This window comes from Phenylobacterium sp. (genome assembly GCF_025351295.1).
Taxonomy (GTDB): domain Bacteria; phylum Pseudomonadota; class Alphaproteobacteria; order Caulobacterales; family Caulobacteraceae; genus Phenylobacterium.
The window spans coordinates 15633-29626 of record NZ_JANXWD010000100.1 but is presented as its reverse complement, the minus strand read 5'-3'; the positions used below and the strand labels follow the sequence as shown (position 1 = coordinate 29626).

The window sequence follows — 13994 nt, the reverse complement described above, 5'->3', positions numbered from 1 at the left end:
TGCAGGACATGCCGCGGGTGGCCGAACTCGCCGGCGCCCGCGGCATCCTCACCGCGGCGGACAATACCTGGGGCGCCGGCCTGCTGTTCAAGCCGCTGGAGCACGGGATCGACCTCTCGATCCAGGCCCTGACCAAATATGTCGGCGGCCATTCCGACGTGTTCATGGGCTCGGTGGCCGCGCGCGACCCGGCGCTGGTGCGCAAACTGGCCGACGGCGTCCACCATATGGGCTGGGCGGTCTGCGGCGAGGACGCCTACGCCATGCTGCGCGGCCTGCGCACCCTGCCGCTGCGGATGGAGAAGCAGGGCGCCAACGGCCTGGCGGTGGCCACCTGGCTGCGGGACCAGGCGGAGGTCGCGGCCCTCTACCACCCCGCCCTGCACGGCTCGCCCGATCACGACCTGTGGGCGCGGGACTTCACCGGCGCCTGCGGCCTCTTCGGCTTCGCCCTTAGGCCTGCGCCGCAGGCGGCGGTGAACGCCTTCCTGGACGCGTTGAAGCTGTTCGGCCTGGGCTTCTCGTGGGGCGGATTCGAGAGTCTGGCGATCTGGTGCGATCCGCAGCTGAAGGTCCGCCGGTTCGGCCGCGACTATGGCGGCCCGCTGATCCGGCTGCACGTGGGCCTGGAAGACCCCGGCGACCTGATCGCCGACCTGCGGGCCGGCCTGGATCCTTACGCGCGACTGGCCGGGTGAGCGACGCCTTCCTCGCCGCCTTCCTCGCCGAGGAAGGCCTGCCGGAGAGCTTCCGGTTCACCGTCGAGCGCGTTTGCGCGCCTCTGGCCGCGCGCGCCGCCGCCCTGCGGGCCACCCTCGGACGCACCGCCATCGTCGGGCTCTGCGGCGCCCAGGGTTCGGGCAAGTCGACCATCGCGGCGACCACCGTGCGCCTGCTGGCGGCGCAGGGGCTGACAGCGGTCGCCCTATCCCTGGACGACTTCTACCTGAGCCGCGAGGCGCGGGCCTGGCTGGCCGGCAAAGTCCACCCCTTGCTGGCCGTGCGCGGGCCGCCGGGAACCCATGACGTGGCCCTGGCCTGCGCCGTCCTCGACAACCTCGCCCTGCCGGAGACAACGCCCCTGCCCGCCTTCGACAAGGCCCGTGACGAACGGCGGCTACAGGCGGACTGGCGCCGGGTCGAGGGGCCGCTGGACGTGGTGATCTTCGAAGGCTGGTGCGTCGGCGCGCGGCCGCAACCCGGCGCGATGCTGGCCCGCCCGGTCAACGAACTGGAGCAACTGGAGGACCGCGACGGCCGCTGGCGCCGCTATATCGACCGCCAGCTCGCCGAACCCTACCAGGCGCTGTTCGCCCGCCTGGACGCCCTGGTGCTGCTGGCCGCGCCGGGCTTCGAGGTGGTGGCCGACTGGCGGACCGAGCAGGAACACAAGCTCCGTGCCAGGGGCGGCGGCGGTATGAACGATGACGAGGTCGCCCGCTTCATCGAGCACTATGAGCGCCTGACGCGCTGGATCCTGGACGAGATGCCCGGCCGCGCCGACTGGACGGTGCGGCTCGCGGCGGACCGCACGCCGCTGGCTTAGCGGCCCTGGGAGGCGGCGATGATCGCCTCGCGTTCAGCCGGCGCCAGCACCCTCCAGCGGCCCTCCGGCAGGTCGCCCAGCGCCAGCGGCCCGATCCGCACCCGCAGCAGGTCCATGACCCGCAGGCCCACCAGCTCGCACATCCGGCGGATCTGGCGGTTGCGGCCCTCGAGCAGCACGAACCGCAGCGTCTGACCCTGGATCACCTCCACCTTCGCCGGCTGCAGCTGCCGCCCGTCCAGCTCCAGGCCGTGCCGCAACCGGCTGAGGGTTGGCTCGTCGATCCGCCCGGCGACCCGCACGACGTATTCCTTGTCGAGCTCCGAATGCGGCCCGATCACCGCCTTGGCCAGCACCCCGTCGTTGGAGAGGATCAGCAGGCCATGGCTGTCCAGGTCCAGGCGGCCGAGCGGCGGCAGGCTCATCTTGCTGTCCGGGATCGTCGTGCTCTCGCCCACCAGGGCCGCCTTGGTCAGCAGCCGCACCGCCGGCGTGTAGCCCGGCTCCGGCTGGCCCGAGACGAAGCCGGTGGGCTTGTTCAGCACCGCGGTGAACCCCTCAAGCCGTCCCTCGGCCTTGTCGGTCAGGGTCAGGGTCTGGCCCGGCAGGATCTTGCGCCCGGCGTCCTCCACCCGCTCTCCGTCGATATAGACCAGCCCCTCGCCGATAAGCGCCTCGGCCTCGCGCCGCGAACACACCCCGCTCTGCGCCAGCCAGCGGTTCACCCGCTGCGGCTCGGTGTCGTCATAGCGGCGGGTCCAGGCCATGGCGGCTCCAGAAAGGGTTGGCGCGCCCGGCAGGACTCGAACCTGCAACCACCCGCTTAGAAGGCGGGTGCTCTATCCGGTTGAGCTACGGGCGCCCGGATAGGTCCCTAGTGTGTCCAGGGCGTTCTTCGGCCGAAGGCGAAGTTGTCGGCATAGGCCTTGATGATCCGCCTGGCCGGCGCCGGGTCGATCAGTTGGAAAGCGATCTTATGGGCCTCGGCGTAGCGAACGGCTTCCTCCTTGGTGTCGAAGGTCAGGTGGACCTGGCTGGATTCGGTGTCGCCCGTCACCGTCCAGCCCATCAGCGGGTCCGAACGGCGTGCATCGCTGGCCTCGAACTCCAGCACCCATCCCACGGCCTTGGCGCGGCCCGACTGCATGGCGGTCTTGGACGGACGGAAGATGCGCGCGAGCATGCTCAGGTTCCCAATCTCACGTCGAACGCGTCGGGGCGACAGGATTTGAACCTGCGACCCCCTGCTCCCAAAGCAGGCGCGCTACCAGACTGCGCTACACCCCGATGCGTTCGGCGGCCCTGCAATATGGGCGTTTCGGCTTTTCCGCAAACCTAACGAGGGCGCTCCATCAGCTTGAACACGCCGGACGCCCGGACAATGTCCACGCCGCGCACGTGCAGGCGGCCGTCGGCGAAGGCGACATCGCGGGTGGCGCGGCTCATGCGCGCCTCGCCCAGCACCCAGTCGCCCTTGCGCGCCATGTGCAGGAAGTCGATCGACAGGTGGATGGTGACGGCGATCTTGCCCGCGCCGCGCCCAACGGCGCCCGCCAGCAGGCCGTCGGTGAAGGCCGACAGCATGCCGCCATGGACGATGCCGATGCCATTGGTGTGGCGCGCCAGGGCGAAGAACGCCTGCTCGACGCTCTCGCCCTCCCCCGGCTTGTGGAAGTAGGGCCCGTTCAGGGTGGAGAACTGGCCGCGCCCCTGGCTCGCCACGAAGCCGGGCGGCGGCGGCGGAATGTCCTCGTCGCCGCTCATCGCTTCGCCCCGCCCAGCGGCTTCAAGGCGATCTGGTAGAGGTGCGGCCAGTTCTTGCCGGTCACGAACAGGCGGTCGTGCTCGCGGTCGTAGGCGATGCCGTTCAGCACGCTGTCGCCGGCCCGCGTCAGCGGCGCCTCCGGCAGGGCGCTGAGGTCGATGAAGGCCTTCACGGCGCCGCTCCTCGGGTCGATGCGGGCGATCAGGTTGGTCTGCCAGACATTGGCCAGGATCTCGCCCTTCACCCATTCCAGTTCGTTCAGGTTGGCCACCGGCCGGCCGTCGGCCGTCACCTTGATGTGGCGGACGAGCTTCAGGGAGACCGGATCGAGGAACTTCAGGGTCGCCGACCCGTCGCTCATGATCAGGCTCTTGCCGTTCGAGGTCAGCGCCCAGCCCTCGCCGACGTAGCTGAAGGTCTTCTTCAGCGCGAAGGTCTTCAGGTCCCAGCGGAAGCCGACCTGGTCGCGCCAGGTCAGGCTGACGATGTCGCCGCCCCAGTTGACGATCCCCTCGCCGAACAGGCCGGGCGGGACGCTCAGCGACTGGATCACCGCGCCGTCCTTCAGCCGCACGCGGCGGATCGTCGACTGACCCACCAGGCCCGTGCTCTCCAGCAGCACGCCGTCCAGATAGACCAGGCCCTCTGTGTAGGCCTTGGGGTCATGCGGATAGGTGGCCCGCACCTGGACGCCCTCGATGGGCGTCGTGGCCATCGCCGGGGCGGCCAGGGCAAGCAGCGCCAGGGCGGCCAGCGCCCGCCGCAGCAAGTCGAATCGTGAGGACAAGCCACGCTCCCGGATCGGCACAGGCCTATCCATTGGGGCGCCCGGTGCGGACAGGCAAGTCAGGCCAGGTTGGCCGCTTCGATCTCGGCCACCACCAGGCCCTTCGGCCCCTCGGCGAACCGCACCATCACAGCGTCGCCGGGCTGGAGATCCTCCATGCCCGAGCGGCGCAGGGTCTCGATGTGGACGAAGATGTCGCCGGGCTCGCTGTCGCGGACCACGAAGCCATAGCCCTTGGCGCGGTTGAACCACTTCACCTTGGCGCCCTCCAGCGGACCGGAGGCGGCGGGCGGGCGGCGGGCCGGGCGCGCCGGGAAGGCGCCTTCGGGCCGGCTGTAGGTGGTGTCGGGGCGGCGTTCGGAGGGCGTGGCGGAGGTCTCGTCGACCAGCACCACCTCGGCCACCTGCCAGCCCTTGGGCCGGCGCACCACGTCACAGGTGATCAACGAGCCTTCCAGGCAGCTTTCGCGCCCGGAGGTCCGCAGACTGGTGACGTGAAGCAGCACGTCCTTGAGGTCGGTCAGGCTGGGGTCGTCCGGCACGATGAAGCCGTAACCCTTGCCCACGTCGAACCACTTGACGCGCCCTGAGATCCGCACAGGCGGCGGACCCTCGACATGCTCGAACTCGTAACCAGCCATTCGCCCCTCGGCCCGCTACCCCCGACAACTGTTTCAGGGCCGACTATAACACTGTTCTTGTAACATATGAGGCGTCAATGGGGATTCGCGCGCACGAATTCTCAGCGCGTCAAGCGCGAACACCTGAGGGGGGAAGTCGCGTGGTAGTCCCTAGGGGAGTCGAACCCCTCTCTCCAGGTTGAAAACCTGGCGTCCTAACCGATAGACGAAGGGACCACGTGGCGCGAGGCGCGCTCTATAAACGCCTTCGATTTGGGGCGCAAGCGGGTGTCCGGACCGCTCTACACCCGACGTGGATCGGCCACGTCCTCGATCTCCAGCTGGACCCCTTCGCGGCCCTGCCAGTCGTCGGGCTTGAGGCGGCCGGCGACGTGGATGGCGCCGCCCTCGGTCAGCAGCCGCCGGCCGGTCTCGGTGTCCTCCACCCGCCAGGCGATGGCCTTCAGCTTGCCGCCGGAGCCGTCGGCCAGGGTGCAGCGCACATGGCCGCCCTTCAGCGCCATCGGCCGCTCCACCCGCACGTCGGCGGCGGCGAACAGCGGCTCGGGATTGCCTGTGCCGAACGGGGCCAGGCGCTGGAAGTCGGTCCACAGCGCGCGGTCGGCGCCGCGGGCGGTGATCAGGGCGTCGATGTCCAGCCCGTCCTGCGCCGCGGCGACCTGCTGCTCAGCGGCCATCCGCTCGCAGAGAAAGGCGCGCAGTTCGGGGATGACGTCCGGCCGCACCGACAGGCCCGCCGCCATGGCATGCCCGCCGCCGGCCAGCAGCAGGCCCGCTTCGTAGGCGGCCTGCACCGCGCGGCCCAGGTTCACGCCCGGCTGCGAGCGGCCCGACCCCTTGCCCACGTCGGCGGCGCGGTCGATGCCGATGACGATCACCGGCTTGCGGTAGCGCTCGCGCAGGCGGCCGGCGACGATGCCGATGACGCCGGGATGCCAGCCGTCCTGCGCCACCACCAGGCAGGCGGCGTCGCCCTGGTTGCTCTCGCGCTCGATGTGGCGAACGGCGGCCTCCTGGACCTCGCGCTCCACATCCTTGCGCGAGGCGTTGAGGGCGTCGAGTTCCTCCGCCAGGACGGCGGCCTCGGCTGGATCGTCGGTGGAGAGCAGGCGCGCACCCAGGTCCGACCGGCCGATCCGGCCGCCGGCGTTGATCCGCGGGCCCAGGATGAAGCCGACGTGGAACACCGAACTGGCCCCTTCCGCCTTGGCCACATCCATCAGCGCCTTCAGGCCCGGATTGCGCCAGCCGGACATCACCTTCAGCCCCTGGGCGGTCAGCGCGCGGTTGAAGCCCCGCAGTTCGGTGACGTCGCAGACCGCGCCCATGGCGGCCAGGTCCAGCCAGGACATTATGTCCGGTTCTGCCATCGCGTTGTACAGGGCGCGCCGCCGCGCCTCGCGGTTCAGCGCCGCCAGCAGCACGAAGCTGACCCCGGCGGCGGCCAGATGCCCCTGCCCCGAGGTGTCGTCCGGCCGGTTGGGGTTGACCAGGGCGGCGACGGCGGGGACCTCGCCCGGCCGCATCAGGTGGTGGTCGATCACCACGACCGGCAGGCCGATCGCGGCGGCGCAGGCCAGGGCGTCGTGGGCGGCCGCGCCGCAGTCCACGGTGATGACCAGCTCGGCGCCCTCGGCCTGCAGGTGGCGGAAGGCGGCCGGCGACGGGCCATAGCCCTCGGTGATCCGGTCGGGAACGTAGATGGCGATCTCCATCCCCATCGCCCGGAACCAGCGGACGATCAGCGCCGCCGACGAGGCGCCGTCGACGTCGTAGTCGGCGAACACCACCACGCGGCGGCGTTCGATCAGGGCGTCCACCAGGATCGCGGCGGCCCGGTCCATGTCCATGAACGACGACGGGTCGGGGAACAGCGCCTTCAGGGTCGGGTTGAGGAAGTCGGCCCCCTGCGCGGCGGTCACGCCGCGCGCGGCCAGAGCGCGGGCCAGCAGCTCCGACAGGCCCTGGTCCAGCTGGTGGCGGCGGGTGACCTCCGGATCGGCCGGGCGCTGGCGCCACAGCCGGCCGGACAGCGACCGCGTGACGCCGAGGTAGCCGCGATAGGCGCTTCCGTCAGCCATGCGCGGCTTTGTCCCCTGGGTCCTGTCCGGTCGGCACTATCGGCCCGGCCGCCGCGAGTCGCCAGCGACATGCGCCGCAGGCGAAGAGGAAGGAGACCACGGAAAACACGGAAGGGCGCCGGTGGAATGCCCCCTGAATCTTTCATTTTTTCAGTTTTTTCAGTGGTTTCAACTCTTTTGGGGCGCTGCGCGCTGGGATACCGTCGGTCTGGTGCGGCGGCGCAGCATGGCGCCGGCGGCGGCGCAGCCCAGGATCATCAGGCTCCAGGCGCCGGGCTCGGGCACGCCCGCCGGGGCGCCGAAGGCGCCGTGATCGATGGCGAAATCGAAGCTCGTCAGCCGGGTGAGGGAGGCGCCGGTCAGCCGGTAGATCGTGCTGTGGTTGGCGTCGAAACGCTGGCCGCCCCTCACGAAGAAGGTGGCGTAGCCGCCGCCAGGACCGTCATAGGCGAGCACCGGATTGCCGGGGTCGCCGATCGCCCCGTGTGCGAGGACGAAGGCCAACCCGGTCTCATGCAGTTCGAAGACGGTCGCGGGCGTGCCGATCAGCGACAAGGTGTGCAGGTTCGCATTGTCGTCGACCAGATCGGAGAGCAGCAAGCCGCTTTCGGCGCTGTTGAACGCCAGCCCCGCGCCGGGCACGACCGGCGAGCCCGGGAACGCCGCCGGAGCGGTAGGGCCGCCGTGGTTCCGCTTGCTTGTCCGTGTGGGTCCGGGGTTCGAAGTCTTTGAAGACACTGCGGAGCGGCGGGTTGGGTCCTCCGGATCAGCCTGCGGCTAACGTGGGATGACGACTAGGGGGTGATTTCGGTGACGGTTCAGGTCATTGCGGCCAATGAGTTGTCGGCGCTTACTGGCGGGCGCAATTGAACAAACGGGCGCCGAGATAGCCGGAGAATCTCCGACCGAAGCCGATGAACAACCCCGGGGTCTTAAGACCACGCCTTGAGACCAGGACCGAGACTTGCGAATTCATAGTAAACGATATATTTCGTACTAACGATGGCAAGCACTCGCCTTCAAGGAGAATTGTTCGGATACGACAACGACTGCGAGATGGGGAGGTATTTGCATGCGCGTATCGATCAGATCGACAGTGTTGGCGGCGAGCGTCGTCACCGCGACCGCGCTCTGCGGGATGGCCCATGCCAGCGTCCTCAGCGCCGACGTCGGTAAAAATCTGGAATTTTTGCAGTTGGACAATGCCGGGACGACCGTGCCGGTCGGGGCCAGCAACGCGTTCTTCTTCGCGCGGGCCTTCTACAATTCAGGCGCCTACGACAACGGCAGCGTGACCTTCAGCAGCACGACCCTGCCCTTCAACAGCATTGCCTTCGATTGCTGCGGCAGCACCGGCGGTCAATATCAGACAAGCTTCATCACAAAGGCGGACATGGACGCCACCTTCCCGACCGGCGTCGCCTACACCCTCACCCTGACGAAAACCGGCAATCCCGGCGCCACGACCAGCCTCGACGTGTTCCTGCCGGACGATCTCTATGCCGCCACGCCGATCCCGACCTTCGCGGGGGCCAGCGTCGATTCCCTCAACAGCCTGACACCGGGCCAGGCGATCACCATCGGGACCGGCACGTTCACGCCCGATCCGGCGGCGGACGCCGGCCAGAATTTCCTTTCGATCTACGATCTGACGTCCGGCATGACGATCTACAGCGATTTCGGGTCGAATACGCGAAGCAGCTGGGCGGTCGGCTCGGGGATCTTCCAGGCGGGCCATAGCTATGAGGCGCAGCTGATCTTCGACAGCTTGGTCGCCGGCTCCAGCGGCGGCGTGCCGACCGTCGGCCGAGACGATCTGCGCACCGACCTGCTCTTCTCCCTGCCCGGCGTCGTGCCGGAGCCCACGCAGTGGGCCCTGATGCTGATGGGCTTCGGGCTGATCGGCGCGGCGCTTCGCCGGCCCCGCGCCTTGCGGGCGCCGACCGCGTAACCGACGCTGCGTCGCGGCGGGTTGGGTCCCCCGGATCAGCCTGCGGCTAACGTGGGATGACGCGGGTAAGGGTGGCCGGCGTGGGTGCGCGAGAGGCGAAAGACTCGCCTCCCCGCTGCGCTGCGGCCGGGATGACGGGGGCCGGGTGGAACAAAGGCCCGATCGAAGCCTTCTAGCTCTACCGGCTGGCCGTGTTCCGCCAGCAAGCTGTAGCCATTGCGTCCGGTCGAGAACATCGCGTGGCGCCAGAACCCGAGCCCGGCATTTGCGCGTGGGTGCGGCGTGCCATGCACGATGGTCATCGGCGCCCCCGCCACCACGCTGGATTTGCAGCCGTCAAAAACACTACCATGGAGACGTTCGCTGTCTTCGAAGACCGGCCATCCGGCGGGAGATTCGAGACCCATGGCTAAGTCCGACATCGAGGCGACGACGGTCGGTCTCGACAACTGCGCCCGCTAGCCGATCCACATCCCCGGCGCGGTCCTGCCGCATGGCGCGATGCTGGTGCTGGACGCGGGCACGCTGAAGGTCCTGCAGGCGGCCGGCGATACGTTGGGCCTGCTCGGCTCGCCGCTCGAGGCGTTGCTCGGGCAGCCGGCTTCGGTGCTGTTCCGGGCGGATCAGGTGACTAAGCTGCGCGCGCTGGCCGCGGGCTCGGATCTTGCGAAACCTCGCCACCTGCTCGATCCGGCGCTGCGGATCATCTCCGACCTGCCGCTGGACGCGAGCCTGTACCGCAGCGGCGGATCGTTGGTCCTGGAGTTCGAGGCGGCCGACACCGCCGACCGCTTCGCCGCCGATCCGCTCGCCGGGGTGCATGAGATCGTCCAGGGCATGGAAGCGGCGCTGACACTGCAGGCGCTCTGCCAGTTCGCCGCCGAACGGGTGCGGCAGGTGGCGCAATATGACCGCGTCCTGGTCTATCGCTTCATGCAGAACGACTCCGGCTGGGTGATCGCGGAGAGCCGCGAGCCGCACCTGGAGCCGTTCCTCAACCTGCACTATCCGGCCGCCGACATCCCGCAGCAGGCGCGCGCTATATGTGAAGAACTGGCAGCGGCTGATCACCCAGGTCAACTACGGTCGTCGAGGACTCGTTCCTGCTGGTAATATCGCTGGAAGACCTGTTCGACGATCTCGGCTGGGAAATCGTCGGCCCGGCGACCCGCAAGGCCGAGGCGCTGGCCAAGGCCGAGACCTTCGATGCGGCGCTGCTCGACGTCAATCTCGACGGCGAGATGTCCTGGGATGTCGCCGCCTTGCTCAAGAGCCGCGGCATTCCGTTCGTGTTCAGCACGGGGTACGACGTGACCAACATATTGCCGGAGCTCCTCGCCGGGAGTCCGGTCATCGGCAAGCCATTCCGCAACGAAGAGGTGGAACTGCGGATCCGGCAGGCGATCGCCAGCGCCAGGCTTGAGCGCTCGGCGCCGGACCTGCACGTGATGGGCTCGGCCTGAACCGGTGAGAGCCTATCCTGCGGCACGGTGCGCGCGGCGCTGGCATGGTCCCGCGGACAAGCTGCGGGATGACGTGCGCACGGAAATCAGGGACAGCTAAGCTACACCGGCCGCTTCATCCGCACTTCGCGGACGGTGCGGGTGGCGGAGTTCATCACCAGGGTGTGGGTGTGGACGAAACCGTCCTTGACGGTGACCCCGTCCAGCAGCGCGCCCTTGGTGACCCCGGTGGCGGCGAAGATGGCGTCGGCGCGGACCATCTCGTGCAGGTCGTACTTCTTGTCGAGGTCGGTGATCCCGACCCGCCGGGCGCGGGCCTTCTCGTCGGCGTTGCGGAACACCAGCCGGCCCTGGAACTGGCCGCCCACGCACTTCAGCGCCGCGCAGGCCAGCACGCCCTCGGGCGCGCCGCCGGAGCCGAGGTAGAGATCGACGCCGGTCTCGGGGTCGGCGGTGTTCATCACGCCGGCCACGTCGCCGTCGGTGATCAGGTAGACCCGCGCGCCCACGGTGCGCAGCGCCGCGATGATCTCGGCGTGGCGCGGACGGTCCAGCACGCAGACGGTGATCTCTTCGGCGGGTACGCCCTTGGCCTTGGCCAGCGCCAGGACGTTTTCCTCAGGGCTCTTGTCGAGGTCGATGACCCCGGCGGGATAGCCCGGCCCGCAGGCGATCTTGTCCATGTAGGTGTCGGGGGCGTTGAGCATGGTGCCCTTCGGCGCCCAGGCCATCACCGCCAGCGCGTTGGCCATCGCCTTGGCGGTGAGCGTGGTGCCTTCCAGCGGGTCGAGGGCGATGTCGATCTTGTGCTTGCCGCCCTTGCCGACCTTTTCGCCGATGTAGAGCATCGGGGCCTCGTCGCGCTCGCCCTCGCCGATGACGATCTCGCCGTCGATCTCGAGGTCGTTCAGCGCGGTGCGCATGGCGTCGACGGCGGCCTGGTCGGCGGCCTTCTCGTCGCCGCGGCCCACCTCGCGCCAGGCGGCGATGGCGGCGATCTCGGTGACCCGGACCGCGTCCAGAACCAGGCCGCGATCCAGAACTTCAGAACTCATGACGTGTTTCCAACCCTAGGGCCTGAGCGCGTCAGGCGGCGAAACCGGTATCCACTTTCGCCTGACGCGCTCTAGCGGTGCGCGGCTTCTTAAAGCGCGAATGTGTCTAAGTCCTTAGATACGTGCGATCCGCAGCAGCCGAGGGCGATCCAGCACGGCCGGCAGGCCCGCGATGCGCTCAACGGCCGCCATCAGCACGGATTCCGCCACGGCGTGGGTGGTCAGCACGATCGGCACGCCTTCCGCGCCCTCGGTCGGCTTCTGCAGGAAGCTCTCGATGGAGACGCCCGCCTCGGCCAGGGTCTCGGACACCGCGGCGATCACGCCGGGCTCATCCTTGACCAGGAAGCGCAGGTAGGCCCGGCCCATCATCTTCGACGGGTCGATGGGGTCGAACGGCGCCAGCGTCTCGGCCGGGGCCTGGAACACCGGCCGGCGGCCCCCGGCCATCACGTCGGAAATATCGGCGGCGACGGCGGCGGCGGTGGGGCCCGCACCGGCGCCCGGACCCTGGATGAAGATCCGCCCGCACCGCTCGCCCTCGATGAACAGGGCATTCAGCGCCCCGCCGGCCTGGGCCAGGGGATGGTTCAACGGCGCCAGCGACGGATGCACCCGCACCAGCACGCCATCGGCCGAGCGCTCGGCGGAGGCCACCAGCTTGATCCGGTAGCCCAGGTCCTTGGCCATGCGGATGTCGAGCAGGTCGACGCCCTCGATCCCCTCGATCTGGGCGGCGGCGAAGTTGGGGGCGCAGCCGAACGCCAGGGCGGCCAGGATGGTGATCTTGTGGGCCGCATCGAACCCGCCGACGTCCATGGTGGGGTCGGCCTCGGCGTAGCCCAGCCGCTGGGCCTCGGCCAGGACGTCGGCGAACGCGCGGCCGGTCGCCTCCATCTCGGTGAGGATGTAGTTGCAGGTGCCGTTGAGGATACCCGAGATCGAGTGGATCTCGTCGCCGACCAGGGCCTCGCGGACGATCTTCACGGCCGGCACGCCGCCCATCACCGCGGCCTCGAACAGCAGCGGCACGTCCATGTCCTCGGCCAGCGCCGCCAGCGCCGCCCCGTGCTCGGCGATCAGCGCCTTGTTGGCGGTGACGACCGGCTTGCGGGCCTTCAACGCCGCCTCGACCGCGGCCTTGGCCGGGCCGTCGGAGCCGCCGATCAGCTCGACGAACAGATCGGTCTCCGGGTCCGCGGCCAGGGCCACGGGATCGTCGAACCAGGTCAGCTCCGAGATGTCGCAGGGCCGCGGCCGCGACTTCGACCGCGCCGACACCGCCGTCACCACGGCCATGTGGCCGGCGGGCGCAAAAGCTGGATTGTCCGCCAGGTAGGTGAGCAGCCCGGCGCCGACCGTGCCCAGCCCCGCCACGCCGATCCGCCAGATAGGCTCGGTCATTGGGCGGCCAGGGCGTTGTGAGCGCGACCCAGGATGTCGTCGGCGTTGGCCAGGAACTTCTTCACGTTGCGCGCCGCCTGGCGGATGCGGTGCTCGTTCTCGACCAGGCCGACGCGCACGAAGCCCTCGCCATATTCGCCAAAGCCGATGCCGGGCGCGACGGCCACGCCCGCCTCCTCGATCAGCAGCTTGGAGAACAGCAGCGAGCCGGCTTCCTTGAACTGTTCCGGCACCGGCGCCCAGGCGAACATCGAGGCGGCGGGCGACGGGATGTCCCAGCCGGCCCGCTTCATGGTCTCCACCAGGACGTCGCGGCGCGCCTTGTAGATGCCGCGGATCTCCTCGATGCAGTCGGTCGGCCCGTTCAGGGCGGTGGCGGCGGCGACCTGGATCGGGGTGTAGGCGCCGTAGTCGAGGTAGGATTTCACCCGCGCCAGGGCCGCGCAGATCCGCTCGTTGCCGACCACCATGCCGACGCGCCAGCCGGCCATGGCGAAGGTCTTGGAGAGCGAATTGACCTCGACGGCGATGTCCTTGGCGCCCTCGACCTGCAGCACCGACGGCGGCGGGTTGTTGTCGAAGTAGATCTCGGAATAGGCGATGTCGGAGATCACCAGCAGGTCGTGCTTGCGGGCGAGCGCGATGGCGTCGCGATAGAAATCCAGGTCCACGCACTGGGCGGTCGGGTTCGAGGGATAGCTGAGGATCAGCACGGTCGGCGGCGGCGCGGAGTGCTTCACCGCCCGGCTGACGCCGGACAGGTATTCCTCCGGCGACAGCGCCGGCACGTGGCGGATCACCCCGCCGGCCATGATGAAGCCGTAGGCGTGGATCGGATAGGCCGGGTTCGGGCAGACGATGACTTCGCCGGGCGCGGTCAGGGCCTGGGCCAGGTTGGCGAAGCCTTCCTTGGACCCCAGGGTGGCGATCACCTCGGTATCGGGGTTCAGCTTCACGCCAAAGCGGCGGTCGTAGTAGCCGGCCATCGCCTTGCGCAGGCCGATGATCCCCTTGGAGGCCGAATAGCGGCCGGCCTTGGGGTCGCGGGCGGTCTCGATCAGCTTTTCGACGATGTGCGGCGGGGTCGGCATGTCGGGATTCCCCATGCCGAAGTCGATGATGTCGGTCCCCTGCGCGCGCAGGCGGGCCTTGATACGGTTGACCTCCTCCAGGACGTAGGGCGGGAGGCGGCGGATGCGGTGGAATTCGGGGGTCATCGATAGAGCTCTTTCGCCGCGAGGGCCCTTGCGGCTGATCTGTGAGCTGACGTCAGGCCTGGATAGACTCGCGTGCGGAGTCCG

Annotated in this window: 15 protein-coding genes and 3 tRNA genes; 5 read left to right on the top strand and 13 right to left on the bottom strand. The window is 69.2% G+C overall.

Features of this window, described 5'->3' with window-relative positions:
• Together Q0R13_RS14205 and Q0R13_RS14200 are read left to right on the top strand one after the other, a co-directional pair.
• Positions 1 to 698, top strand: a 698-nt coding sequence (locus tag Q0R13_RS14205; RefSeq protein WP_293905002.1) for a PLP-dependent transferase, incomplete at its 5' end; no start/stop codon positions are given.
• Entirely contained in the window at positions 695 to 1546 is an 852-nt protein-coding gene (locus Q0R13_RS14200) for a kinase (protein ID WP_293905000.1), read from the top strand. The genes Q0R13_RS14205 and Q0R13_RS14200, both read left to right, overlap by 4 nt.
• On the opposite strand, the gene Q0R13_RS14195 is transcribed toward Q0R13_RS14200, so the two are convergent.
• From Q0R13_RS14195 to Q0R13_RS14150, 10 genes are all read right to left on the bottom strand, one after another.
• Positions 1543 to 2313 (bottom strand): pseudouridine synthase, encoded by a 771-nt coding sequence (locus Q0R13_RS14195; RefSeq protein WP_293904999.1) that lies wholly within the window; start codon positions 2311 to 2313, stop codon positions 1543 to 1545. The two genes, Q0R13_RS14200 and Q0R13_RS14195, sit on opposite strands and share 4 nt — an antisense overlap.
• 18 nt (positions 2314 to 2331) lie before the next feature.
• Positions 2332 to 2408: transfer RNA gene (locus Q0R13_RS14190), tRNA-Arg, on the bottom strand.
• 12 nt (positions 2409 to 2420) lie between these two features.
• Entirely contained in the window at positions 2421 to 2729 is a 309-nt protein-coding gene (locus Q0R13_RS14185) for an ETC complex I subunit (RefSeq protein ID WP_293904997.1), read from the bottom strand.
• A gap of 30 nt (positions 2730 to 2759) precedes the next feature.
• Positions 2760 to 2833, bottom strand: a tRNA-Pro gene (locus Q0R13_RS14180).
• 48 nt (positions 2834 to 2881) lie between these two features.
• Positions 2882 to 3310: a PaaI family thioesterase gene (locus Q0R13_RS14175; RefSeq protein WP_293904995.1), complete on the bottom strand. Its 429-nt coding sequence runs from the start codon at positions 3308 to 3310 to the stop codon at positions 2882 to 2884.
• Positions 3307 to 4098 (bottom strand): glutaminyl-peptide cyclotransferase, encoded by a 792-nt coding sequence (locus tag Q0R13_RS14170; RefSeq protein ID WP_293904993.1) that lies wholly within the window; start codon positions 4096 to 4098, stop codon positions 3307 to 3309. Before Q0R13_RS14170 ends, Q0R13_RS14175 begins: the two co-directional genes overlap by 4 nt.
• A 59-nt stretch (positions 4099 to 4157) precedes the next feature.
• Positions 4158 to 4739: a cold-shock protein gene (locus tag Q0R13_RS14165; RefSeq protein WP_293904991.1), complete on the bottom strand. Its 582-nt coding sequence runs from the start codon at positions 4737 to 4739 to the stop codon at positions 4158 to 4160.
• Positions 4740 to 4880: 141 nt separating this feature from the next.
• Positions 4881 to 4955, bottom strand: a tRNA-Glu gene (locus Q0R13_RS14160).
• A gap of 65 nt (positions 4956 to 5020) precedes the next feature.
• Positions 5021 to 6820, bottom strand: a complete 1800-nt coding sequence (recJ, locus tag Q0R13_RS14155; RefSeq protein WP_293904989.1) for a single-stranded-DNA-specific exonuclease RecJ — start codon at positions 6818 to 6820, stop codon at positions 5021 to 5023.
• Between the two features lie 168 nt (positions 6821 to 6988).
• Positions 6989 to 7462, bottom strand: coding sequence for a PEP-CTERM sorting domain-containing protein (locus Q0R13_RS14150; protein WP_293904987.1), 474 nt, complete (start codon positions 7460 to 7462; stop codon positions 6989 to 6991).
• A 430-nt stretch (positions 7463 to 7892) separates the two neighbouring features.
• Between Q0R13_RS14150 and Q0R13_RS14145 the strand changes: the two genes are divergently transcribed.
• From Q0R13_RS14145 to Q0R13_RS14135, 3 genes are all read left to right on the top strand, one after another.
• Entirely contained in the window at positions 7893 to 8771 is an 879-nt protein-coding gene (locus Q0R13_RS14145; protein ID WP_293904985.1) for a PEPxxWA-CTERM sorting domain-containing protein, read from the top strand.
• Positions 8772 to 9236: 465 nt separating this feature from the next.
• A complete protein-coding gene (locus Q0R13_RS14140) occupies positions 9237 to 9884 on the top strand; it encodes a hypothetical protein (protein WP_366852980.1) in 648 nt (215 codons plus the stop codon).
• 128 nt (positions 9885 to 10012) lie between these two features.
• Positions 10013 to 10234 (top strand): hypothetical protein, encoded by a 222-nt coding sequence (locus tag Q0R13_RS14135; protein WP_293904983.1) that lies wholly within the window; start codon positions 10013 to 10015, stop codon positions 10232 to 10234.
• A gap of 101 nt (positions 10235 to 10335) precedes the next feature.
• Here Q0R13_RS14135 and glpX read toward each other — a convergent pair whose 3' ends face one another.
• From glpX to Q0R13_RS14120, 3 genes are all read right to left on the bottom strand, one after another.
• Positions 10336 to 11289, bottom strand: coding sequence for a class II fructose-bisphosphatase (glpX, locus tag Q0R13_RS14130; RefSeq protein WP_293904981.1), 954 nt, complete (start codon positions 11287 to 11289; stop codon positions 10336 to 10338).
• Positions 11290 to 11403: 114 nt separating this feature from the next.
• Entirely contained in the window at positions 11404 to 12693 is a 1290-nt protein-coding gene (locus Q0R13_RS14125) for a homoserine dehydrogenase (protein ID WP_293904980.1), read from the bottom strand.
• Positions 12690 to 13910 carry an LL-diaminopimelate aminotransferase gene (locus Q0R13_RS14120; RefSeq protein WP_293904979.1) on the bottom strand — a complete coding sequence of 407 codons (1221 nt, stop codon included), beginning with the start codon at positions 13908 to 13910 and terminating at the stop codon, positions 12690 to 12692. Before Q0R13_RS14120 ends, Q0R13_RS14125 begins: the two co-directional genes overlap by 4 nt.
• Positions 13911 to 13994: the final 84 nt, after the last annotated feature.